The sequence below is a fragment of the Pseudarthrobacter sp. CCNWLW217 genome (assembly GCF_037203985.1).
Classification (GTDB): Bacteria; Actinomycetota; Actinomycetes; order Actinomycetales; family Micrococcaceae; genus Arthrobacter.
Genome location: NZ_JBBCBT010000008.1, coordinates 163,697 through 186,852, shown reverse-complemented (window position 1 = coordinate 186,852; position 23,156 = coordinate 163,697). Strand labels below are relative to the sequence as shown.

The 23,156-nt window shown below is 64.8% G+C and carries 20 protein-coding genes; 4 read left to right on the top strand and 16 right to left on the bottom strand.

Going from position 1 to position 23,156, the window contains the following annotated elements; genetic code table 11:
• Positions 1 to 66 precede the first annotated feature (66 nt).
• The 3 genes from V9L18_RS11460 to coaE form a co-directional block, all read right to left on the bottom strand.
• Positions 67 to 1,110 (bottom strand): TerC family protein, encoded by a 1,044-nt coding sequence (locus V9L18_RS11460; RefSeq protein ID WP_337347292.1) that lies wholly within the window; start codon positions 1,108 to 1,110, stop codon positions 67 to 69.
• Positions 1,111 to 1,334: 224 nt separating this feature from the next.
• Entirely contained in the window at positions 1,335 to 3,434 is a 2,100-nt protein-coding gene (gene uvrB, locus V9L18_RS11455; RefSeq protein WP_337347291.1) for an excinuclease ABC subunit UvrB, read from the bottom strand.
• 44 nt (positions 3,435 to 3,478) lie between these two features.
• Positions 3,479 to 4,717: a dephospho-CoA kinase gene (gene coaE, locus V9L18_RS11450; protein ID WP_337347290.1), complete on the bottom strand. Its 1,239-nt coding sequence runs from the start codon at positions 4,715 to 4,717 to the stop codon at positions 3,479 to 3,481.
• A gap of 85 nt (positions 4,718 to 4,802) precedes the next feature.
• Here coaE and V9L18_RS11445 point away from each other — a divergent pair, with 85 nt between their 5' ends.
• Positions 4,803 to 5,495 carry an IMPACT family protein gene (locus V9L18_RS11445; protein WP_337347289.1) on the top strand — a complete coding sequence of 231 codons (693 nt, stop codon included), beginning with the start codon at positions 4,803 to 4,805 and terminating at the stop codon, positions 5,493 to 5,495.
• Positions 5,479 to 5,973, top strand: coding sequence for a GNAT family N-acetyltransferase (locus V9L18_RS11440; protein WP_337347288.1), 495 nt, complete (start codon positions 5,479 to 5,481; stop codon positions 5,971 to 5,973). The genes V9L18_RS11445 and V9L18_RS11440 overlap by 17 nt, the downstream gene beginning before the upstream one ends.
• Before the next feature lie 189 nt (positions 5,974 to 6,162).
• Here the strand turns inward: V9L18_RS11440 and rpsA are convergent, their stop codons facing one another.
• From rpsA to polA, 5 genes are all read right to left on the bottom strand, one after another.
• Positions 6,163 to 7,638: a 30S ribosomal protein S1 gene (gene rpsA, locus V9L18_RS11435; protein WP_305940977.1), complete on the bottom strand. Its 1,476-nt coding sequence runs from the start codon at positions 7,636 to 7,638 to the stop codon at positions 6,163 to 6,165.
• A gap of 181 nt (positions 7,639 to 7,819) precedes the next feature.
• The gene (locus V9L18_RS11430) at positions 7,820 to 8,536 is read right to left on the bottom strand and encodes a polysaccharide deacetylase family protein (protein ID WP_337347287.1); all 717 of its coding nucleotides are present in this window, start codon (positions 8,534 to 8,536) and stop codon (positions 7,820 to 7,822) included.
• A 274-nt stretch (positions 8,537 to 8,810) separates the two neighbouring features.
• Positions 8,811 to 10,097 carry a GNAT family N-acetyltransferase gene (locus V9L18_RS11425; RefSeq protein WP_337347317.1) on the bottom strand — a complete coding sequence of 429 codons (1,287 nt, stop codon included), beginning with the start codon at positions 10,095 to 10,097 and terminating at the stop codon, positions 8,811 to 8,813.
• Between the two features lie 72 nt (positions 10,098 to 10,169).
• Entirely contained in the window at positions 10,170 to 10,781 is a 612-nt protein-coding gene (locus V9L18_RS11420) for a GyrI-like domain-containing protein (RefSeq protein WP_337347286.1), read from the bottom strand.
• Between the two features lie 55 nt (positions 10,782 to 10,836).
• Entirely contained in the window at positions 10,837 to 13,479 is a 2,643-nt protein-coding gene (polA, locus tag V9L18_RS11415) for a DNA polymerase I (protein WP_376048186.1), read from the bottom strand.
• 193 nt (positions 13,480 to 13,672) lie between these two features.
• Here polA and V9L18_RS11410 point away from each other — a divergent pair, with 193 nt between their 5' ends.
• Positions 13,673 to 14,152: a hotdog fold thioesterase gene (locus V9L18_RS11410; protein ID WP_337347284.1), complete on the top strand. Its 480-nt coding sequence runs from the start codon at positions 13,673 to 13,675 to the stop codon at positions 14,150 to 14,152.
• A gap of 18 nt (positions 14,153 to 14,170) precedes the next feature.
• On the opposite strand, the gene V9L18_RS11405 is transcribed toward V9L18_RS11410, so the two are convergent.
• From V9L18_RS11405 to V9L18_RS11370, 8 genes are all read right to left on the bottom strand, one after another.
• Positions 14,171 to 14,728 carry a dihydrofolate reductase family protein gene (locus tag V9L18_RS11405; RefSeq protein ID WP_337347283.1) on the bottom strand — a complete coding sequence of 186 codons (558 nt, stop codon included), beginning with the start codon at positions 14,726 to 14,728 and terminating at the stop codon, positions 14,171 to 14,173.
• A 108-nt stretch (positions 14,729 to 14,836) separates the two neighbouring features.
• The gene (locus tag V9L18_RS11400) at positions 14,837 to 15,058 is read right to left on the bottom strand and encodes a hypothetical protein (RefSeq protein ID WP_337347282.1); all 222 of its coding nucleotides are present in this window, start codon (positions 15,056 to 15,058) and stop codon (positions 14,837 to 14,839) included.
• Positions 15,055 to 16,308, bottom strand: a complete 1,254-nt coding sequence (locus V9L18_RS11395; protein ID WP_337347281.1) for an inorganic phosphate transporter — start codon at positions 16,306 to 16,308, stop codon at positions 15,055 to 15,057. Before V9L18_RS11395 ends, V9L18_RS11400 begins: the two co-directional genes overlap by 4 nt.
• Before the next feature lie 152 nt (positions 16,309 to 16,460).
• A complete protein-coding gene (locus V9L18_RS11390) occupies positions 16,461 to 16,970 on the bottom strand; it encodes an HAD domain-containing protein (protein ID WP_337347280.1) in 510 nt (169 codons plus the stop codon).
• Positions 16,971 to 16,985: 15 nt separating this feature from the next.
• Positions 16,986 to 17,669 (bottom strand): hypothetical protein, encoded by a 684-nt coding sequence (locus V9L18_RS11385; RefSeq protein ID WP_337347279.1) that lies wholly within the window; start codon positions 17,667 to 17,669, stop codon positions 16,986 to 16,988.
• A 57-nt stretch (positions 17,670 to 17,726) separates the two neighbouring features.
• Entirely contained in the window at positions 17,727 to 18,158 is a 432-nt protein-coding gene (locus tag V9L18_RS11380) for a VOC family protein (RefSeq protein ID WP_337347278.1), read from the bottom strand.
• A 121-nt stretch (positions 18,159 to 18,279) separates the two neighbouring features.
• A complete protein-coding gene (locus V9L18_RS11375; RefSeq protein ID WP_337347277.1) occupies positions 18,280 to 18,999 on the bottom strand; it encodes a response regulator in 720 nt (239 codons plus the stop codon).
• Entirely contained in the window at positions 18,996 to 20,954 is a 1,959-nt protein-coding gene (locus V9L18_RS11370; protein ID WP_337347276.1) for a DUF4118 domain-containing protein, read from the bottom strand. Before V9L18_RS11370 ends, V9L18_RS11375 begins: the two co-directional genes overlap by 4 nt.
• A gap of 178 nt (positions 20,955 to 21,132) precedes the next feature.
• Between V9L18_RS11370 and V9L18_RS11365 the strand changes: the two genes are divergently transcribed.
• Positions 21,133 to 23,109 (top strand): amino acid transporter, encoded by a 1,977-nt coding sequence (locus V9L18_RS11365; RefSeq protein WP_337347275.1) that lies wholly within the window; start codon positions 21,133 to 21,135, stop codon positions 23,107 to 23,109.
• Positions 23,110 to 23,156: the final 47 nt, after the last annotated feature.

Below are 23,156 nucleotides of genomic sequence, written 5' to 3'. Positions count from 1 at the left end.
TTAAGCCAGTAATCCCGGCCGCGCTGCGGCCGGGATTACTGGACTGGAGGGTGGTGAAGCGGAGCGTTATTCGGCGTCGGTGAGGTCGGCGTCCCTGAGGCTCTTCTTGGCGTCTTCCTCGAGGCGCGGGTCCAAGTGGGCTGTCTTTGCCTTGGAACTGATGAGGCTGGCAACCACGGCAACAATGATGGTGCCCACGATGACGGCCAGGGAGACGAACGTGGGGATCTCAGGCGCCCATTCGATGTGGTGGCCACCGTTGATGAACGGCAGTTCGTTCACGTGCATGGCGTGCAGGACCAGCTTCACGCCGATGAACGCCAGGATGAAGGACAGTGCGTGCTTCAGGTAGATGAGGCGGTTCATCAGGCCACCCAGCAGGAAGTACAGCTGGCGCAGGCCCATCAGGGCGAACAGGTTGGCCGTGAACACGATGAACGGGCTCTGCGTGAGGCCGAAGATTGCGGGGATGGAGTCAACAGCGAAGAGGAGGTCAGTCAGGCCGATGGTGATGAACACGATCAGCATCGGGGTAAAGACCTTCTTGCCGTTAACCGTGGTGCGAAGCTTTCCGCCGTCGAACTTCTCCGACATCGGGATGACCTTGCGGATCCGGGCGATGAGCGGGTTTTCCTTGTCCTCTTCGTCCTCACCCTCATCCTGGGCCTGCTTCCACGCAGTCCAGAGCAGGAACGCGCCGAAGATGTAGAACACCCAGCTGAACTGCTCGATCACAATGGCGCCGAGGAGGATGAAGATCCCGCGCAGGATCAGCGCGATGATGATGCCCACCATCAGGACTTCCTGTTGGTATTTCCGGGGTACGGAGAAACGGGCCATGATGATGATGAAGACAAACAGGTTGTCGATGCTCAGGCTGTATTCGGTGACCCAGCCGGCCACGAACTGGCCGCCGAACTCGGCTCCGGTAAAGGCGAACATGGCGCCGGCGAACACCAGGGCAAGCGTGACGTAGAACGCCACCCACAGGCCGGCTTCCTTCATGGAAGGTTCATGGGGCCGCCGGATAACCAGCAGGAGGTCGATGAGGAGAATCAGGCCGAGGGCGACTAGAGAGCCAACCTCGAACCACACGGGCAATTCGAGCACAGGGTAGCCTTTCGCAGGGTACAGAGAAGCGGTGTAAGTCTCTCCGGCCATCCTGCGCACTTAGTGCTGATGTGGTGGCCCGCTACGCCCGGCCAGGCAACCATGCCTGGCGTGTTGACGATCGTAGCGCTCGGGATACTCCCCTACGTGACGTTAACTGTACAGCAGGGGGCACTCCAGATTCGAACATGACCTGGCTGGCGGTGTGGCACCGGGCAGCCGCGTCAGGCGTGGCCGGCAGCCTGCATCTGGCGGAGCTCCTTCTTGAGTTCGCTGACTTCGTCGCGGATCCTGGCGGCTACCTCGAACTGAAGTTCGGCGGCGGCACCGTGCATTTGTTCGGTCAGTTGCTCGATCAAACCCACGAGGTCCTCTGCCGGAGCCGCGGCAAGGCCATCTGCACGGACCTGGGCTGCGCCCTTCGCGGCGGACTTCCCGCGTTTGGCACCCTTGGCCAGCCTGTTGTTGTTGAGCAGCTCCTGGGTATCGGCGTCCTCCTTGGCCAGTTGGTCGGTGATGTCGGCGATCTTCTTCCGCAGGGGCTGCGGATCAATGCCCTTTTCCGTGTTGTAGGCCACCTGGATGGCGCGGCGCCGGTTGGTCTCGTCGATGGCGTGGGCCATGGAGTCGGTGATGCGGTCTGCGTACATATGAACCTGGCCGGACACGTTGCGGGCCGCACGCCCAATGGTCTGGATAAGCGAGGTGGAGGACCGCAGGAAACCTTCCTTGTCCGCGTCCAGGATGCTCACCAGCGAGACCTCTGGCAGGTCCAGGCCTTCGCGGAGCAGGTTGATGCCTACCAGGACGTCGAAGACGCCCATCCGGAGTTCCCTGAGCAGTTCAACCCGCCGCAGGGTGTCTACATCGGAGTGCAGGTATTCGACCTTGATGCCGTGGCCCAGCAGGTAGTCGGTAAGGTCCTCCGCCATCCGCTTGGTCAGCGTGGTGACCAGGACGCGTTCATTCTTCGCTGTCCGCGTCTTGATCTCGCCCAGGAGGTCGTCAATCTGGCCCTTGGTGGGCTTGACCACTACCTCGGGGTCGATCAGCCCGGTGGGCCGGATGATCTGCTGCACAAAGCCGTCAGCCTTGCCGAGCTCGTACTTGCCGGGCGTCGCAGACAGATAGACGGTCTGGCCCACACGTTCGAGGAACTCATCCCACTTGAGCGGACGGTTGTCCATGGCCGATGGCAGCCGGAAGCCGAAGTCCACAAGGTTCCGCTTCCGGGACATGTCGCCTTCGTACATGGCACCGATCTGTGGCACGGTGACGTGGGATTCGTCGATCACCAGCAGGAAGTCGTCCGGGAAGTAGTCGATGAGGCAGTGCGGGGCGGTGCCGCGGGCTCGGCCGTCAATATGCGACGAGTAGTTCTCGATGCCGTTGCAGAAGCCCATCTGCTGCATCATTTCGAGGTCGTAGGTGGTGCGCATCCTGAGCCGCTGGGCTTCCACCAGCTTGTTCTGGCTTTCCAAGACCTCCAGCCGCTCGGCGAGTTCGTCCTCGATCCGCTTGATGGCCCGTGCCATCCGCTCGGGACCGGCCACATAATGCGAGGCCGGGAAGACGTACATCTCCTCTTCGTCCCGGATCATCTCGCCGGTCAGCGGGTGAAGCGTATGGATGTTTTCGATCTCGTCGCCGAAGAACTCGATCCGAATGGCCAGTTCCTCGTACATCGGGATGATTTCCACGGTGTCGCCGCGGACCCGGAAGGTGCCACGGTGGAAGTCCATGTCGTTGCGGGCATACTGCATGGAGACGAACTTCCGGAGGAGGTCGTCGCGGTTCATCTGCGCACCCTTGCGGAGCGTGACCATGCCCGCGATGTACTCCTCCGGAGTGCCCAGGCCGTAGATGCAGGACACCGTGGCGACCACGATCACATCCCGGCGGGTCAGCAGGGCGTTGGTGGCGGAGTGCCTGAGCCGCTCCACCTCCTCATTGATGGACGAATCCTTCTCAATGAAGGTGTCCGTCTGCGCTACGTACGCCTCAGGCTGGTAGTAGTCGTAATAGGAAACGAAGTACTCCACAGCGTTGTTGGGCAACAGTTCGCGGAATTCGTTGGCGAGCTGGGCGGCCAAGGTCTTGTTTTGCACCATCACCAGGGTGGGCCGCTGGATCTGTTCGATAAGCCAGGCCGTAGTGGCGCTCTTGCCGGTACCGGTGGCGCCCAGCAGGACAACATCCTTTTCGCCGTTCTTGATCCGCTCCGTCAGTTCCGCGATGGCTGCCGGCTGGTCGCCGGCCGGCTGGAACTCGCTGATGACTTCGAAGGGAGCGACGACGCGGTTGATCTCCTGGGCAAGGCTCATGCATCTAATCTACAACCGGGGACCGACAGAGGCAGCCGGATCAGTTACCGGCGAACAGGGTACGACGGCGGCGCCCACCCGGTGGCCGCGGCCCACCGCTCCATCGGGCCTTCCGCCGCGGCGAACCAAGCCTCTTTGGCGGCAGCGTAGGCGGCGGTGGTTGGGTCGCTGGCGTGCACCTCGGACAGGCGGCGCTTGAGGGCCAGGTAGTCGGCCGCCGCATCCGGGACGGCCCGGAGCCAGTCGCGGAAACACAGGGCGAAGCGCCACCCGGGAGAGCCTGCAACCCTGACATGCAGGTTGACGGCGTGGCCTGGGTCGGCGCTGGCGTGGAACCGCTTTGCCCACGCGGAGGGGTCCGGGTGCATTGGTTTGGGCACGTCGGTGCTGATGGCCGGCACACGGGGATAACCGGCGGCCGCCAGGACCGGTTCCAGTTGCGCCGCCACGACCAGGGCCGGGACAGTGAGCTGGAGGTCGAGCACGTCCTTGGCGTCCAGGCCGGGGACCGACGTGGAGCCGATATGGTCCAATCCCACTGGTGCGATACCGTCTGCTCCGGCATGTTTCCGGAGTGCCGAGCGGATCCTGGCCATCACCCGCTCGGCGTCCCGGGGCCACTCTGAGCGCGGACCGTGCAGTACCGGCCCGCCCGGGCGTTCGGCCGGCGTCGCCGTCATGATGTTCCGGGCAAACGGCGCGAGCCGCCCTTGCCAGAGCCCGTCCACCTGTGCCAACAGCGCGTCGACCGTGCCGGAGTTGTCCAAGACGACGTCGGCCGCGGCCAGCCGCTCATCCCGGGAAGCCTGCGCTGCCATCCGGGAACGTGCCTCCTCGGCGGTCATCCCCCGGTTTTCCTGCATCCGCCGGACGCGGACATCGTCTGGCGCGTCCACCACAACGACTAAATGGAAGTCGCTGCCCTGGCCGGTCTCGACGAGCAGCGGTATGTCCTGGACCACCACCGCTCCGTCCGGGGCTGTCGCAAGGATGCCGGCGGCAGCTTCGCGGACCAGTGGATGGACAATGCCGTTCAGTACGGCCCGCTGCGCGTCGTTCCCGAACACCACGGCCCCAAGCCGGGCCCGGTCCAGCCGGCCGGCACCATCGAGCATGTCCTGCCCAAACGCCTCCACCACCCGTGCCAGGCCCGGTGTTCCCGGTTCGACGACGTCCCTGGCCAAGGCGTCGGCATCCACGAGCACGGCACCAAGCTCAGCCAGGCGAGAGGCCACCACTGACTTCCCCGAGGCGATGCCGCCCGTCAAACCGATCTTCAGCACCCCACCAGCCTACTATTGGGCCCACGCCGCCGGGGTTCCCTGGCCGGGCGTCACGGGGTGAAGGGGTGGTGGGGCCTAGACTCGGATGGTGCAAGAGCAAGACAGCCGGGCAACGTCCTACACCACCCTTGCCGCGGGAGAAGAGTTCCGGCACGAGCTTGAGGTCAAACGGTCCAGGTTCATCACGGTGCTCCGCCGCGCAGACACCGAGGAAGCGGCACGCGACCTGGTGAACGGGCTGCGGCGCGAATTCCACGATGCCCGCCACCACTGCTCTGCCTTCGTCCTCGGACCGGATCGCGGGATCCAGCGGTCCAATGACGACGGCGAACCGTCCGGCACAGCCGGCATCCCCATGCTGGAAGCACTCATCAAAAGGGAAAGCGCACCGGGCGCAACGGACCTCAGCGACGTCAGCGCCGTCGTCGTGCGTTATTTTGGCGGCATCCTCCTAGGGGCAGGCGGACTGGTACGTGCCTACTCAGAGTCCGTGTCCTCTGCTTTGGACGTGGCTCCGCTGGTCAGGCGCCGACGGCTGCGGATCTGCGAATCGTCCGTTCCGCACGCCGCCGCCGGCCGGCTGGAGAATGACCTGCGGGCGGCGGGATATGTGATGGCGGAAACCAGTTACGGCGAGCGGGACACCGTGCTTCGCCTGGCCATCGCCGACGAACCAGCCGAAATCGCCGCAGCCGCCGAACGTGTCCTGTCACTCACCGCCGGGAAGGCCGGGCTCACACCCACAGGAACGGAGTGGATCGATGTCGCGCTCCCCTGAGGTCCGACTGGCCGAAGTCGACGAACCCATGCTGGAGCAGCTCCTTGCACTGGCCACCTGCGACGCCACGGCTGATGAAGTCACTCCGCCCCTGGGCAACGCGACCGGGTGGACCACCGAACGGATCGACTGGTTCCGTGCCTATCACCGTGCTGCCTACGCCGGCCTGGACGGACCGGCCAGGGAAAAGAGCTGGGCTGTGCTGTGCGACGGCAGCCCCGCAGGCGCGATAAGGCTTAAACGGGCTGCAGAAGGTGTGGCCGAGACCGGCATCTGGCTGGGCCGCGGATTCCGCGGGCACGGGGTGGGCGCCGCCGCACTCGACCTGGTGCTGGCGGAAGCACGCCGTGCCGGGCTGGGGCAAGTTATTGCCCACACCACGGCAGACAACATTGGCGCCCAGCGCCTCCTCAGCAGGGCGGGCGCCCAGCTGGCTTACGACGACGGCGGCGCGGTGAGGGCCGCCGTCGTACTTTAGCGGTAACCCCGACCGGATTGCGTCACTTTTGCCGTCCAGCCGATGCCCTCAGCCCGCAGCTGCAGGGCAAGCCGTGGCTGACGCCGCCAAAAGTTACGCATTCCCGTCGAGCACACAGGTATTAAAGACCACGGGCCCCTGCTCAATGCAGGGGCCCGTGGTGTTGGCCCGGGAAGGGGCCGGTGGCAATTAGTTGCCGGTCAGCTTCTCGCGCAGAGCGGCAAGAGCCTCGTCCGAAGCAAGCGTACCTGCACCGGTCTCGGCCGCAGCGGGCTCGGAGGAGTAGCTGGTGGTGCCGGAATCGCTGTCACCGGACGTTGCAGCTGCAGCGTCGTCGGCAGCGTGCTGGGCAACCTGCTTCTTGTGTGCTTCCCAGCGGGTCTGGGCGTCAGCGTACTGCTGCTCCCAGGCGGCGCGCTGGTTCTCGTAGCCTTCAAGCCACTCGTTGGACTCCGGGTCGAAGCCCTCCGGGTACTTGTAGTTGCCCTCTTCGTCGTACTCAGCGGCCATGCCGTAGAGAGCCGGATCGAATTCGGTGCTCTCGGCGTCAACGCCCTCGTTAGCCTGCTTGAGGGAGAGGGAGATGCGGCGGCGCTCGAGGTCGATGTCGATAACCTTGACGAACAGCTCGTCGCCAACGGAGACAACCTGCTCAGCAAGCTCAACGTGGCGGACAGCCAGCTCGGAGATGTGAACGAGGCCTTCGATGCCGTCTTCGACGCGAACGAACGCACCGAACGGAACGAGCTTGGTGACCTTACCCGGAACAACCTGGCCGAGGGCGTGGGTGCGGGCGAAGGTCTGCCACGGATCTTCCTGCGTAGCCTTGAGCGACAGGGAAACACGCTCGCGGTCCAGGTCGACCTCGAGAACCTCGACGGTGACTTCCTGGCCAACTTCGACAACCTCGGACGGGTGGTCGATGTGCTTCCAGGACAGCTCGGAAACGTGGACGAGGCCGTCTACGCCGCCCAGGTCCACGAAGGCACCGAAGTTGACGATGGAGGAAACGACGCCGGGACGGACCTGGCCCTTTTCCAGCTTGTTGAGGAACGTGGAGCGGACCTCGGACTGGGTCTGCTCGAGCCATGCACGGCGGGACAGGACAACGTTGTTGCGGTTCTTGTCCAGCTCGATGATCTTGGCTTCGATCTGCTGACCGATGTACGGAGCAAGGTCGCGCACACGGCGCATCTCGACGAGGGATGCGGGCAGGAAGCCGCGCAGACCGATGTCGAGGATAAGACCACCCTTGACAACCTCGATGACGGTACCGGTGACAACACCGTCTTCTTCCTTGACCTTCTCGATGTCGCCCCAGGCACGCTCGTACTGAGCGCGCTTCTTGGAGAGGATCAGGCGGCCTTCTTTGTCTTCCTTGGTGAGCACCAGGGCTTCGACCTGATCGCCAACGGAGACGACGTCTCCGGGATCAACATCGTGCTTGATGGAAAGCTCGCGGGAGGGGATGACACCTTCGGTCTTGTAACCGATGTCGAGCAGAACTTCATCGCGGTCGACTTTGACGACGGTACCTTCGACGAGGTCTCCGTCGTTGAAGTACTTGATGGTGGCGTCGACTGCTGCGAGGAAGTCCTCAGCGGTACCGATGTCGTTAATGGCGACTACGGGGGTACCGGGCTTCTCGGTGGAGGTGATGGTCATGTAGTAGGGGCTCCGTTGTGGATAGTTAGTCGGTCAGGCAAACCACCGCGCCCGCGTTATGGAACGCAGGCGCAGGTCTCGGCAGATCACGAGGATCTGCCGGGTCATCCTGATTTTGTGGATTCTAGAAACGTGCACGTAGTACACGCCCGTTTATTCTAGTCGTAGGGGCCAACACGGGTCAAAGCGCGGGCAGCACGTCGCCCAGGCGGCCAAACGCGGTACCCCCATCCTGCAGCCGGGGCAGCGCCTGCCGAAAGCCACCTGCGGTGCCGCTGCCTGGCTTGTTGAAGTGCGCAATGACGATGTCTCCGGGTCCTGCGGCGGATAGGGCCGAAGCGACTGCGGCCGGTGGCATGGTGGCGCCGGCGTCGGCGTTGATGCTGAAATTCACAGGCAGCATGCCCAAGCGGCGGGTCATCGCGACTGCCACGTCGTCGAAGTACGCCGTGCCTGCCCGGAAAAAGCGTGACGGCTGACCGGCGGCCTCGGTGAGCACGTCCTGGCAGCCTGTCAGTTCGTCGTAAGCGTCCGCGACACTCGCGGTGCCGGGGATGCCGTAGGCGGTTCTGCCGTTGACGGACAGCGGCCGGTGAAGCCAGCCGTGGTTGGCCAGTTCAAACAGCGGGTCTGCGCCGAGGTCGGCGGCCAGCTGGCGGTTCGTATGGATCCACCGGGCGTTCACAAACAAGGTGGCCGGAATGTTCAGCCGCCGCAGGGTGGCAAGGAGCTCCTGGTCAACTCCGGAACCGCCCGGGCCGCCGCAGGCATCCAGGGTGATGACCGTTCTCTGCGTGGCGGACCTGGTCACCACGCCGGTCACCTCCAGTCCCCACTCGGTAGGGCGCCTGCCGGCGAACTCCGCCATGACCTGGGCCTTCGACAGCGGTTGCACCACGACCGGCGGGCTTGGTGGGGCCTGGGTTGGCGGGCCTTCTGTGGGCACTGGCACGGGCTGTCCAGGCACAGTTGGCACCGGCGAGGCTGCCGCGGCCAGATTCTGTGTTTGAACCGGACTGGCCGCTCCGCCGGTCCCGGTTGCGGACGGCGCGGCACATGCCGACACCGCCGCGAAAACGCCCGACGTAACGCCAAGCAAAAGTGCCCGGCGGCCTGTCAGCCCCGGTGCCCCAATTTCCCCCATGAATTGTCCTTGGATCCGGCAGGAGCCCCTAGAAGTGGGTCAGGCAATGCGTGGACCGCTCAACCGCAAACATGCCACGCGCCTGGAGCGCCGCGCCCTGCTTGTGTTCGCGGATCCGCCCAGCCGCCGCCAGCGTAACCGGGCAGACCCCGCCGAGGTAAATTGATGACAGGGCGGAGACATCCAGCGTCAGGTCTGCCTCTTCCTCCTCAAGGCGTACGACGGCGGCCTCGCCGCCGGTTACTTCCAAGGCGAACGTCCCAGCCGTGAGGCCAAGCGGATCAAGGACGTCCAGGACCAGCCTGCCGTCAACGGGATAATGCCGGGCTTCAAGTGCCGCAGGAACATCCAGCATCCGGAGCCAGAGCATGTCCCGGCCGTCCGAGGACTCGATGCAGCGGGGATCGGCCAGCGCCCAGGCCAGCGGATCATCCATCGGCGCCTCCGCCCAGGTGACCCGTTCCACCAGGTCGATGGCGCCCAGGAACTGCCAGAGTTCGAGGTACGCCTCGTTGGTGGCGGCCACCAGGTCCACCACCTCGACGGTGTAGGGCGTTGTATCCCAGCCCAGGAATTTGTAGGAGACATAGCCGTCCACGGTGGAATCAGGACCGTAGTGCAACGCCACTTTGACGGCCGGATCTTCCTTTCCGTCGCGGCCAAGGGACCCCGAAGCCAGCTGGCGGTACCACTCCTGGCGGCCGATCGATCCCGGGGTCACGCGGTGGACACGGTCGAAGATTTGTGGTGCCACGTCCAGCAGCACTGTGGGTTCGGCGACTTCCACAGTGCCGACGGCCTGGTGGTTCAGTTGAAACCGCACGGTTGTGTCCACTTTTACGGTGCGTTCGAAGCTGGCCACGCCGTAGCCGAACCGTCCGTAGATGGACCCTTCGGAGGCGGTCAGGGCGGCCATCGCGATGCCGTCGCGGCGGGCCAGGTCCAGGTCCTCGGACATCATCCTGCGCAGGAGGCCGCGGCGCCGATGCGAGGTGCGCACGGTCACGGCGGTCACCATCTGGGTTTCCAGCATCCGGCCGAAGCCGATGTTGAGGGTCTTGCGGAGCGTCCCGAAAGTGGCGACGGGGACATCCGCGGGGAGGGAACCGGGAGCCACTTCCCCCGTTTGGTATGCGCCGGTCAGGACACGGCGGTCAGCCCGGTAGGTCGCCAGGGACTTCGCCACGTGCTCCGGGCTCCGGGTGGACTCGTGGAAGCCAAAGGCCACTGCCCTGACCCACTTTTCCGCTTCGGCGTATCCGTGCTCATCTTTGGAGACGGCGTCGAAGCGCCGGATTTCGTAGTTTCCACTCAGTTCAGCCACATTGCCGAGCCTAACCAACCCATCGGGCCCCTGGCCAGCAACAACACACGGTCGCGAGGTGGGTCAGATCCTCCGCACGGGCTGGCGGAGGATAGTTTTGAGCTTTTCCGGCGCCACCCTCCGGGCGTCGCTGAGGTAGATCTCGTGGTGCGGCCCGGCGAACCCGAAGCCGTTGGCCGGCATGAACTCATGGTGCAGGCGGTGCAGGGTGGGAGCCTCGTCGTCGTAGCTGCCGATGTGCAGGATCTGCACCGAAAGCCCTTCGTCGAGCGTCTCAAGCCGGAGCCGGTCCAGCCGCGGCACCTTCTTCGCAGCGGCCTTTGCGATGCCGTCCTGGAGGTCGGCGGGTCCAATCCAGTCGGGCTGCGGGATCATCATGGTCCACTTCCAACTGTCCTTGTCGCCCCGGGTGAAGGCCCCGGGATCGTCGGCCATCCATAGACCCTCCAGCGGCCCGACGGCGTAGTCCCGGCCCGCGTGCTTGCTGGCAAACTTCACCGCATAGGAGACCGAGTACAGCGCTTCCAGGGCAGCGGCGTACTCGGGCGCAGTTCCGGGGTTACCTTGGCCGTCCAGCATCAGGTAGTTCAGCGGGGGCACGGTAACCACCGCGAAGTCCCGGGCGCGGGGCGCGTACAGTTCCTTGAACTTTTTCCTGACGTCGTACTTGTCCATCGCGCCCCGCCCTTCGGTCCCCTGCCCCTGCCCCTGGCCTGTGCCGCTGGCGTTCCTAGTGCCCGGCGTCGTACCAGCTCGGACCCACGCCAATCTGTACGTCGAGGGGGACGCTGAGGTCCGCGGCGCCGGCCATCTGTTCGGTGACGAGTTTCTCCACCACTTCCCGCTCGCCGGTAGCCACTTCGAGCACCAGTTCGTCATGGACCTGGAGGAGCATACGGGACTTCAGGCCCTGGGCCGCCAGTTCCTCGTGCACACCCAGCATGGCGCGCTTGATGATGTCCGCCGCCGAGCCCTGGATGGGCGAGTTCAGCGCGATGCGTTCTGCGTTCTCGCGCAGCTGGCGATCCGTGCTGGTGAGGTCCGGGAGGTAGCGGCGGCGCCCCTCGATAGTGGCGGTGTAGCCGTCAATCCGGGCCTGGTCCACCACCCCGCGGAGGTAGTCGCGAACGGCGCCGAACCGGTCGAAGTAGTCCTTCATGAGTGTCCGGGCCTCGTCGACGGAAATTTCCAGCTGCTTGGAGAGGCCAAAGGACGTCAGGCCGTAGGCGAGGCCATACGACATGGCCTTGACCTTCGAACGCATGGCGCTGGTGACTTGGTCGGTGGGGACGTGGAAGATGTTGGAGCCCACAAAGCGGTGGAGGTCCTCGCCGTCCTTGTAGGCCTGGATCAGGCCGGCGTCCCCCGAAAGGTGCGCCATGATGCGCATTTCGATCTGCGAGTAGTCGGCGGACAGCAGGCAGTCATAGCCTTCGCTGACCACAAAGATGCCGCGGACTCGCCGGCCTTCCTCGCTGCGGATGGGGATGTTCTGCAAGTTGGGGTTATTGGAAGAGATCCGGCCCGTGGCTGCGACGTTCTGCGCGTAGGTGGTGTGGATCCGGCCGTCTTCCGTGACGGACTTCTTCAGCGACTCCAGCATTTGGCGCAGCTTCGAGGACTCGCGGTGGGCCATGAGCTGGACCAGGAATTCATGCCCGGTTTTTTCCAACAGGTTCTTCAGCGACGCGGCATCGGTGGTGTAGCCCGATTTGATCTTCTTGGTCTTCGGCAACTGCAGTTCCTCGAACAGAACAGTCTGGAGCTGCTTTGGTGAACCGAGGTTGACCTCGTGGCCGATCGCCGCGAACGCGAGTTCCTGGGCGTTGTCAATTACCTTGGCGAGGTCCGCGAGCTGCTCATCCATGCGGGGCATATCGATGGCGATGCCGGCGAGTTCCATGTCGGCCAGCACCCTGCTGACAGGCAATTCCAGGGTGGCCAGCAAGTCCGCGGCCTGGCGTTCGGCAAGTTCCGATTCGAAGTATCGGCTCAGCGCCTGGACGACGGCGGCCACCTGGACCAGTGCGTCAGCGGCGGCGGCGTCATCGCCGTCGAACGAGAGCTCAAGCTGGCCTGCTTTGGCAGTCTCGGAGGAGATGCTGACGTTCAGGTGGTGCTGGGCGAGCTCGGCCAGTTCATAGGTGCGGCGGTCCGGCTGGATGAGGTAGCCGGAGATGGACGTGTCATCCACCACCCCTTCCAGACCCAGGCCGCGGCTGGACAGCGCCTTCAGGGCAGCTTTGTAGCCGTGCATGACCTTGGGCGACGACGCGTCCCGCAGCCAGTCCGCAAGGACGTTTTCGGCTGCGGCGTCCTGGCCGGCGAGGTCGATGTATACGGCCGCATCGTCACGGACAATGGCGATGGCTGCGGCGTCTTCGCCGATTCGGCCGGGAACAAGGTCAACGGCGACGGCCGAGCGTTTCCCTGCACCGGCAGCGAGGAAAGCACCCAATTCTGCTGCGTTGGACGGGGTTTTATACTCCGGCACTGCGACGTTCTCGCGCTCCGCCGGTTCCAGGTCCTCGCTGCCGTACAGCGCGAAGAGCCGGGCACGGATGGTTTTGAACTCCAACTCGTCGAACAACTGCTCGAGGGCAGCTTCGTCCGGCCGCGGGTCCGCGAGGTCCTCCAGGGTCACGGGCAGTTCGAGGTCTGTGTGGAGCCGGTTCAGACGGCGATTGCGCTTAACGTCCTCGATGTTTTCCCGGAGGGCGTCGCCCACCTTGCCGCCGATCGCATCCACGTGCTCAAGGACACCCTCGAGTCCGCCGTAAAGGTTGATCCACTTCGCGGCGGTCTTGGGCCCGACACCCGGAACACCCGGAAGGTTATCGGAGGACTCCCCCACCAGCGCGGCGAGGTCGGAATACTGCGGCGGCGTGACAAAGTACTTCTCCTGGATTGCCGCGGCGTCCAGCCGGGGGATGTCGCTGACACCCTTGCGGGGGTACAACACAAAAACGTTGTCGGTGATGAGCTGGAACGCATCGCGGTCGCCGGTGACCAGGAGGACTTCGTAGCCGGCCTTCTCCCCCATCACGGACAGCGTTGCCAGGATGTCGTCCGCTTCGTAGCCGGGCAGCTTGATGGTCTTGATGCCCCACGCCTGCATGACCTTGTCGATGAGGTCAATCTGGCCGCTCATCTCCCGGGGCGTTTCGTTGCGGCCACCTTTGTAGTCGCTGTACTCGGCTTTGCGGTGCGTGGTCTCGTCCGAGACATCGAAGGCGACGGCGATGTGCGTGGGCTGCTGTTCCTTGATCAGGTTGATCAGCATGGAGGTAAAGCCGTGGATTGCGTTGGTGTGCTGTCCGTTGGCGGTGGAAAACTTGTCGGCGGGCAGCGCGAAGAACGCCCGGAACGCCATCGAATGCCCGTCCAGGACCAGAAGGCGCGGCTGGCTGGTAATAGGAATGACGGGAGCCTCGGTAGCGGAAACCCGGCCCCCGGCCGGCGGGACCTTGATGTCCTGCAGGGCGGCGTCAGCCTCAAGGGCAACGGTTTCGGAAGGGAAGGGGGCCGGTTTGGTAGTTTCACTCACAGGTGCCAGCCTAGTTCCCATGATGGACAATTTCACGCCCGGCCCCTTTACTGAGGAGTTGGTCACAGCAGGCATCCCCGAACAGCTGCATGAGTGGCTCAGCGGATATGGAATCGGTGCCCTGGTGCTCAAGATGGGCATCCACTTCCTGGAGATGAGTCCCGAGCGGACGGTGGCCACCATGCCGGTGGAAGGCAACACCCAGGTGGCGGGCATCCTGCATGGCGGAGCCCACGTTGTGCTGGCCGAAACACTGGGATCCTTTGCGGCGGGCATGCACGCCGGCGCCGGCAGGCATGCCGTGGGCATCGAGGTCAACGCCACCCACCACCGGTCCGTCGCGGCCGGCACCGTCACCGGTACGTGCACCGCCGTCCACCTCGGCGGGACGCTGACCACGCACGAGGTGGTCATGACCGATGACAAGGGCAGGCGGCTGTCAACGGCGCGCATCACCAACATGCTCAGGGACAATGGGCCCGCGAAAAAGGGCGACTAGTCCAGCAGGCAGGGGATCCTAGCCAGCCGTGTCCGCAGGGTTGAGGTTGTAGCGCAACTCAACTACCCCCCGCCCCATGGTGCGCGAAGCAGTCAGCTCCAGTGGCGCCGTCGGGCCTTCCAGGGGCAACAACCGCTTGCCATCGCCCAGCACCACCGGGATGACCGAGAGGATGAGTTCATCCAGGTACCCCGCAGCGGCGAACTGGGCTGCCAGGTTGCCGCCGCCCACCACCCACACATTCTTCCCGCCGGCGTCGTCCTTGAAATCCTGTACGAACTCCCGGACCGGGCCGCGGACAAATGTGACGTCTGAACCGGCCGGCGCCGTGTGCTCGTGCCGGGTGAAGACGTAGCAGGGCGTGGACGGGTAGGGCCATTTGCCGGCTTCGTGCTTCATCAGCCAGGCGTAGGTTTCCCCGCCCATGACGATGCAGCCCACGCCCTCCATGAAGGTGTCGTAGCTGTCCTGCCCGCCGTCGAAGCCGTCGAATTGCAGGAGCCAGGTGAGGTCGTCATGTGCGGTGGCGATGAAGCCGTCCAGGGATGCGGCCACGAAGTACTGGAAGCGGGACATGGCTCCAGCGTAGTCATTTCGACTCCGGGTTCCCATACTCCACCCGCAGTCCGGGCTCGTCGCAACAGTCTTAGCTATTCCCCGCCGGGGCCTATCCCCCGGAAAAAACTACTTGCTGAAGTACGGGATGATCAGGTACAGCCCAAACAGCACGGCAACACCGCAGAGGCCGAAACAGATATATGCGAAGGAGCGTTTGGCGCGCGGCGAGGCCTGCTGGGCGTCACCGGCGATGGCGGTCAGCCGGACGCCAAGCGAGTACAGGACTACTACGGTCACGGCAGCCACCAAGGTGGCGCCGCCTACGGTCAGGAGTTCCAACCACTTCATCGCTGCGTATCCTTCTGCTCAGACGCTTCGGCTGGGGCTTCAGCTGCGGTCTTGTCCTTGGTGCGGGCGCGGGCCCGCGCGAGGGCTTTCTTCTTGGCGAAGCGGACGGCCTGCCCGGCTTCCTCGACCTCCACGGCGTTGTGGTGGCCAACATGGGACTTACGGGAGTAGAAGAACATAAACAGCACGGCAGCCGTACCGGCGACGGCGGCAATCAGTACACCCACCACGCCTGTCTTGACGAGCAATGCCGTCAAGGCACCGACAATGCCCGCGGCCGGGAGTGTAAACAGCCAGCCCAGCGCGATCTTGCCTACCATGTTCCAGCGGACCGTGGTGCCCTTGCGGCCCATGCCGGAGCCGATGACCGATCCGGACGCAACCTGCGTTGTGGAAAGGGCAAAGCCCAGGTGGGAGGAGGCCAGGATGGCCGAAGCGGTGCTGGTCTCGGCCGCGAAACCCTGGGCGGGCTTAACCTCGGTGAGCCCGGAGCCCATGGTGCGGATGATGCGCCAGCCGCCAGCATAGGTGCCTACGGCAATGGCAATGGCGCACGCGGCGATGACCCAGAACTGCGGGCCGGAGCCTGGTGCCTGGGTTCCTGCGGCAATCAGGACCAGGGTGATGATGCCCATGGTCTTCTGCGCGTCATTAGTGCCGTGCGCCAGTGCCACCAGGCTGGAGGTAAAGATCTGGCCGGTGCGGAATCCGCCGCGCTTCTGCGTGAGCTTGCTGCCCGTTTCGGGGTCGTGGCGGGCGGTCAGGGCATAGGCGAGCCTGGTGCAGATGTAGGCCACAATCCCAGCGATGAGGGGGGCGAAGATGGCCGGCAGGATGACCTTCTGCAGGAGTGTCTCCAGATTGACGGAGTTGAACCCGATCCCCGCGATGGCCGCGCCGATCAGTCCACCGAACAGTGCATGGGACGAACTGGACGGCAGGCCCTTCAGCCAGGTGATCATGTTCCACAGGATGGCGCCCATCAGGCCGGCGAAGATGATGTCCGGCGTGATCTGGACGCCGTCGGAGCCTTCCCTGATGATGCCGCCGGAAACTGTCTTGGCGACCTCCGTTGACAGGAATGCGCCCACGAGGTTCAGGACGGCGGCGAGTGTCACCGCTGTTTTTGGCTTGATGGCACCTGTGGCGATAGGCGTGGCCATCGCATTCGCGGTGTCATGGAAGCCGTTCGTGAAGTCGAAAAATAGTGCCAGTGCGATGACCAGCGCCACCATGAAGGTGATATCCACCTGTTGCCCAATCTGCAGAGTCGACGTTCAGCAGTTTCTTTCCCCCGGCTGCCTTGCACAGCATAATTCACCAGCTGTTCGCGTGGAATGACCTGTGGCGTTAACACAACCGGCGTGAAACCTTATCGATCGTACGCGTACCGGGCATCAGGTCAAAACAGCGGCGATATCAGAAAGGAGCTGACGGATTCGAGTTCCGCGGGCGAAATTCCCAGCCGCGGATCGGGCGAGACCAGCAGGATCCGCGCGCCGAGGAACCGGGCCCATTGCTGTGCCTCTTTCTCGAACCGGAGCTGGTCGTCGATCCAGACAATGCGCTCCGGGCTACTACGTTCCAGATCCGCCTGGAGAGCCGCAAGCTTCCACCACCGCTCCCCTGTATTGCCGCCGTCAGCGGTCAGGTATGGCCATCGGCCGCCGTCCAGTCCAATGGCGGGGCACAGGTATTCCGGCGCCATCTCCTCCCAGCTGGTAAGCCAAATGCACGCGACGCCCGGCCTCGCGGCGAGGTCATTGAGCCCGTCCACCAGTTCCCGCGCATAGGCCACGGGCAGCAAGCCGGCATCGGCCTGGCACCATTCGCTGCCCCATTCGCTCCTGCCGGCGGGGCCGAAAGGGCAGATGACGCCGTCCACATCCAAGTAGAGGGTGACGTTCCGCACAGCCGCACCGCAACTCTAGCGTTGTGGGTATTCCGGGGCGTGGCCGGAGTCCAGCATGGGCGCCACTTTCTCCTCGAGAGCTGTCACTGTGGCGTCCGGAAGGACAATCAGACCGTCCAGCTCGCGGCGAGCCCGCTTGTAGGCTGCCTGACGCTCTGCCGGCGTGGCTGCGCTGTCTTCCGCGAGACGCAGCAGCTTCCTGGCTGTGGCCAGCCGTTCACGCTCGGGGCCCGAAAAGTTCGAATCCTTGATGCGCCTGGCCTCGCGTTCGGCTACGGAAAAAGCCACCTCATAGCCGTTGACCGCCGAGCGGTAGGCCTCGAGCCGGGAGGGCACCGTGAGTTCTTTAGCCGCGGCAGGCCGAAGCCCGTCGGCTTCGCGTTTCGCCCGCAGGAACGCCACGGTCAGGGGTTCGCGGACATCAGTCATCAAGGGAAAATCGATCAGCTTGCCTACATCGAGCTCGTAGTCCAGCCATCGTTTGTTCACGGCGTCGTGGCTGGCCATCAGCATGGCCACTTCGGCCTCGACTACCTGCTCCGCTTGCAGCGTCAGATTCCTCAGCTTGTAGAGCTCCACCCGGCGCTGGTGCCTGCGCTCGGTGGAGTTCTGCCACGCCTTGGCCCAACCGCCCATGACACCACTGAGCGGAAAGACCAGCCACCAGTAATGGGCCATAAAATCCAGGATGGGCTGCACGCTTCTATCGTCGCACCGTGCGAGGCAGCTGCTCAAGGACTATGGCTTCGGGCCTGCCTAGGACGCGGGAGCCCCGAGGGGGTTATTGACGTTTACCAACCAGGCGGTACCGAATTTGTCCCTGCACATGCCGAAGATGTCGCCCCAAGGTGCCGGTTCCAGCGGAACGGTCACAGAGCCGCCGTCGCCGGACAGCTTCTCCCAGTAGCCGCGAAGCTCTGCTTCGTCGTCGCCGCTGAGGGAAACTGAGATGGAGCTGCCCTGCGCGAGGTCCATGCCGTTGGGGGTGTCTGCCCCCATCAGGACCAGGCCCTTATCGGTGGTCAGCATTCCGTGCATGATTTTATCGGCCTCTGCCGGATCTTCGCTGGCCTGGAATTCGCCGAACGTGCTCAGGGCAAGGTCGCCGCCGAACACGGACTGGTAAAAGGTCATCGCCTCCCGGGCGTTGTCGCGGAATCCAAGGTAGGGGTTGAGCGTCGTTGGCATGGACAAATCTCCTTGCGGTACGGAACGGAATCGGAAAGGAACAGTCAACATATTGCCCCAATTCCACCCCGCTTCATAGGGTTCCCCGGCCGCCGGTTTCCCTGTTGGCCGACGGCGTGGCTCAAGGCACGAACCGGTACCCCACACCGGGTTCGGTGAGCAGGTGGCGCGGGTTTCCGGGGTCGGTCTCCAGCTTCCGGCGAAGCTGCGCCATGTACACGCGCAGGTAATTGGCTTCCTTCTGGTAAGCAGGCCCCCAGACGTCCAGCAGGAGTTGCTGCTGCGTTACCAGCCGGGCCGGGTTCCGGACCAGCAGCTCCAGGATGCTCCATTCGGTGGGTGTCAGCCGCACAGCGTCGCCATCCCTGGTGACGCGCCGCTGGGCAAGGTCCACAGTGAAGGACGAGGCCGCCACGGTGGGTGCCGATTCGGGCTCGGGCACACGGCGGAGCAGCGCGCGCAGCCGGGCGAGGAGTTCGTCCAGACCGAAGGGTTTGGTGATGTAGTCATCCGCGCCGGCGTCGAGGGCGTCCACTTTATCCGAGGAGCCATGGCGGGCGGACAGCACCAGCACCGGCAGGCTGCTCCAGCGGCGGAGTTCCCGGAGTACCTCCGCTCCGTCCAGGTCCGGCAGCCCGAGGTCCAAAACCATCAGGTCCGGCGGCCGGTGCGATGCGGCACGCAAGGCGCTGCCGCCGTCGGCCGCTGTATCCACGGCATAGCCATGGGCCTGGAGCGTGATCCGGAGCGCCTTCAGCAGGTGGGGGTCGTCGTCCACCACGAGGACGCTGGTCCGTTGGCCCGGATGCGTGCCCGCAGAGTGTGTCTGGGCCGCGTTCACGTGGCATCCTGCCGCGGCTGGCCTGCAGCATGGCGCGCGCCCGCTTCGCCGGTGGAAAGGGCCAACGTGATGACCATGGTCAATCCCCCGCCGGGAGTCTCCTGTGCGGTCAGCGTGCCGCCCATGGCCTTGATAAATCCGTCCGCGACGGCCAGGCCCAGGCCCACGCCCGTGGATTGGGGAAGGTCGTGGAGCCGCTGGAACGGCCGGAACATGTCCAGCACTTTTTGGGCGGGTACGCCAGCGCCGTGGTCGATGATCCGCAACTCACCGGAAGGATAGCCGTCCAGGGTGTCTGCGCCCATTCCGTCGGAAGCGCCGGTGATGGTGATGCCGGATCCGGGCGCGTACTTGACGGCATTTTCGACGATGTTGGCGATGACGCGTTCCAGCAGCACCGGATCGGCTTCCACGGCAGGCATGTTGGCCGGCAGCTCAACCCGGACGGTTCCCGCCGGCAGCCCACGGAGGGCCGGGGAAACAACGTCGCTCCACCGAACCGGCCCAAGCGTGGGCATAACCGAATCGGCGGTAATCCTTGACATATCCAGGAGGTTACCGACTAGCTGGTCCAGCCGGTCGGTGCACTCATCGATGGTTTCCAGCAACTCTCTCTCCTCAGCAGCGGTATAGGTGACTGTCCGTTGCAGCAGTCCACCTGCGGCGAGCTTGATTCCGGCCAGTGGCGTCCGCAGATCGTGCGAAACAGCCCGCAGGATGGCAGTGCGCATGGTGTTCCCTTCGGCCAGGCGCAGCACCTCGCGGCGACTTACGGCCAACTGCCGGCGCTCCAGCTGGGCTTTGACGTGGACCGCAAAGGCACCCAGCAGCCTGCTTTCCGACGCCGGCACCTGCCGGCCGAACAGCACGAGCCGGGTATCGGCGTCGACCGGCTCTGCAGTGCTGCCCGCTATGCCAGCAACACCCGGCTCCCACCCGGCCGTGTCCCCGGCACCGGCCACCAACCGCCATACCCGGCCGTCAGCGTCCGGGCCCCCGTCCCTTGAAAGTTCCGACGCCGGTCCAGCGCCTTCCGCTTTCACGGTGTGGCTGCTGAACACTCCGGCGCCTGTTGCACCGAAAACGTCCAGGGCTTCCGCCAGGAGGCCTTCGAGGGTGTCCTCCGAGCGGGAGGCGCCCAAGGCGAGATCACCCAGCGTGGCGGCCTCGGCCTGTGCCCGGGCGGCTTCCTTTGACCGGCGGGCGGATCTGTCCACCACACCGGCGACAGCCACAGACACGCCCACAAAGATACCCAAGGACAGGAAGTCCTGCGGATCACTGACAGCGAGATCCCCCAGCGGCGGCGTCGAAAAATAGTTCACCAGCAGGCTGCTCCACAGTGCGCCGACGACGGCGGGCCACAACCCGCCCACCAGCGCCACCGCGACGGCGCCCGCAAGCTGGATCAGGACGGCGGTGGCAACGCTGTGGTCAAACGCGGCCAGCAGCAACTGCAGCAGGACAGGAAGGGCAGCTGCGAGCGCAAAGCCGGCACCGGCCCGCGCCCCGCCAAGGGTGGGCCTCCTGCGCCGTGGGGTGTGCACGGGCGCGGAGCGGGGCACTACCTGGACGTCAATGTCCCCCGCGCCGCGGACCACCCTGGTTTCCACGCTGCCGCCGGACAGGAGCCCGGACAGCTGGCCGGCCAACGGCCTGCGGCGGGACTGGCCGACCACGATGTGGGTGGCATCGGACTTGCGGGCGTAGTCGAGCAGTGCCGACGCCGGGTCAGGTGCCGAGAGCGTGTGGTAGCTTCCGCCCAGTTCTACGACCAGCCGCCGCTGGGCCTCCAGCGCCTGCGGCGATTCTCCCGGCGCATCCTCTGCGGTGCGGACGTGGACGGCCACCAGTTCGCCGCCGTCGCTCCTTTCCAGGATCCTGGCGGCGCGGCGGATGAGCAGTTCTGCGTCGTCGCTGCCGTTGAGGCCAATGACTATCCGTTCCCGTGCCATGCGGCCATTCTCCCACCAGGATCCTGCACGCCTTCGCCGTCCGGCCGCACAAGCTGTGGTGTTGGTCATAGCGGTGTTAAGGATGCGTCAAGATGCTGGGGAATCCAGGTCCCGCAGGTCCGGCCAGTACTAGATTCGGCTGTGCCCGCGGCGCCGTGCTGTGGACTGAAAGGCTTTCATGACCACCATGAGCAGGCCCCCGGCCGACCCGTCCGCCCTCCGCCCGACGCGGAAGGCGGCCTTTGGCAGTTGGCTGCTGTTCGGACTGCAGGACTCCAAGGGCGCACACCAGGGCCCAGGTGGCCTCGCGGCGGACGAGGAGAAGAAGCACCACTGGTGGCAGGTGATGTGCCTGACGGGCGTGGACTACTTCTCTACCCTCGGGTACCAGCCGGCCATCGCGGCGCTGGCTGCCGGTGCCATCTCTCCCCTGGCCACGCTGGTCCTGGTTGCTGTGACCTTGTTAGGGGCCCTGCCGGTCTATCGGAGGGTGGCGGGCGAGAGCCCCCGAGGTGAGGGGTCCATCGCGATGCTGGAACGGCTGCTCCCCCGGTGGGGCGGAAAGCTTCTGGTGCTGGTGCTGCTCGGTTTTGCCGCGACGGACTTCATGATCACCATGACCCTCTCCGCTGCCGATGCCACCGCGCACCTCATCGAAAACCCGTTTGCTCCGGAGTTCCTGCACGGCCAGGAGGTGGCAGTGACGCTGGTGCTGCTTGCGTTGCTCGCCGCGGTCTTCCTTCGCGGGTTCAAGGAGGCGATCGGCGTCGCCGTCGTACTGGTGGTCCTGTACCTGGGGCTCAATGTGGTGGTCATCGCCACGTCCCTCGGCGAGGCGGCGGCCCATCCGGTTGCTGTCGGTGACTGGTGGCAGACCCTCAACACATCGCACGGCAATCCGCTCATGGCTGTGGCCATGGCACTACTGGTCTTCCCCAAACTGGCCCTGGGACTGTCCGGCTTCGAAACTGGAGTGGCGGTGATGCCGCAGGTGCGCGGTGGCGCAGGTGATACCGACGGGAACCCGGCCGGACGGATCCAGGGGACACGGAAGATGCTGACCGCCGCCGCAATGATCATGAGTGCCTTCCTGGTGACGAGCAGTTTTACGACGGTGGTCCTGATCCCCGGGCACGAGTTCCAGCCCGGCGGGGAAGCGAACGGAAGGGCGTTGGCGTTCCTTGCGCACGAATACCTGGGAGACGGGTTCGGAACCGTGTATGACCTCAGCACAATCGCCATTCTCTGGTTCGCCGGGGCATCCGCAATGGCGGGCCTGCTGAACCTTGTTCCCCGATACTTGCCGCGGTACGGCATGGCCCCCGAATGGGCGAAGGCCGTCCGCCCACTGGTGCTCGTCTTCACGCTCACCGGGTTCCTCATCACCTGGCTGTTTGAGGCCGACGTCGATGCCCAGGGCGGTGCGTACGCCACCGGCGTCCTGGTGCTGATGACTTCGGCGGCGGTGGCCGTGACGCTCTCGGCGCGCCGCCTGCAGCAACGGAAGCGGGCCATAGGCTTCGGTGTGATTGCCGTGCTTTTTGTCTACACCACAGTCACCAACATCTTTGAGCGGCCCGAGGGAATTAGGATTGCGGGGCTGTTCATCCTGGGGATCGTGAGCATTTCGCTGCTGTCCAGGGTGTTGCGTTCCTTCGAACTGCACGCCACGCATGTCCGGTTGGATACACAGGCGCTGGAGTTCATCGCGGAGAACCTGTCGGGGCCCATCGGCATCATCGCCCACGAACCGCTCCGCCAGTCCGCGGAGGCCTACCGGCAGAAGCTCGCGTCCGCCACCGAAGCCAGCCACTTCCCCTCGGACTACCGGCCCCTGTTCCTGGAAGTCACCGTGGATGATTCCTCCGACTTCGAAACGGCGCTGGAAGTCCGGGGCGTAGTGCGGCATGGTTTCGCCGTGCTGGAGGTGCACGGACCCGTAGTACCCAACACCATCGCGTCGGTGCTCCTCCATATCCGGGACGTGACTGGCCTGATGCCGCACGTGTACTTCCGCTGGACCGAAGGCAACCCTGCCGTGAACCTCCTGCGCTTCCTGGTGCTGGGCGAGGGTGAGATCGCTCCCGTGACACGGGAGATCCTGCGGGAGGCCGAACCGGATGTCACCAAGCGGCCGTGGGTGCATGTGGGGTAAGGGCTCGCTTCCGACGGCGGCCGGATCACTTGGTGCGGCCCGGGACA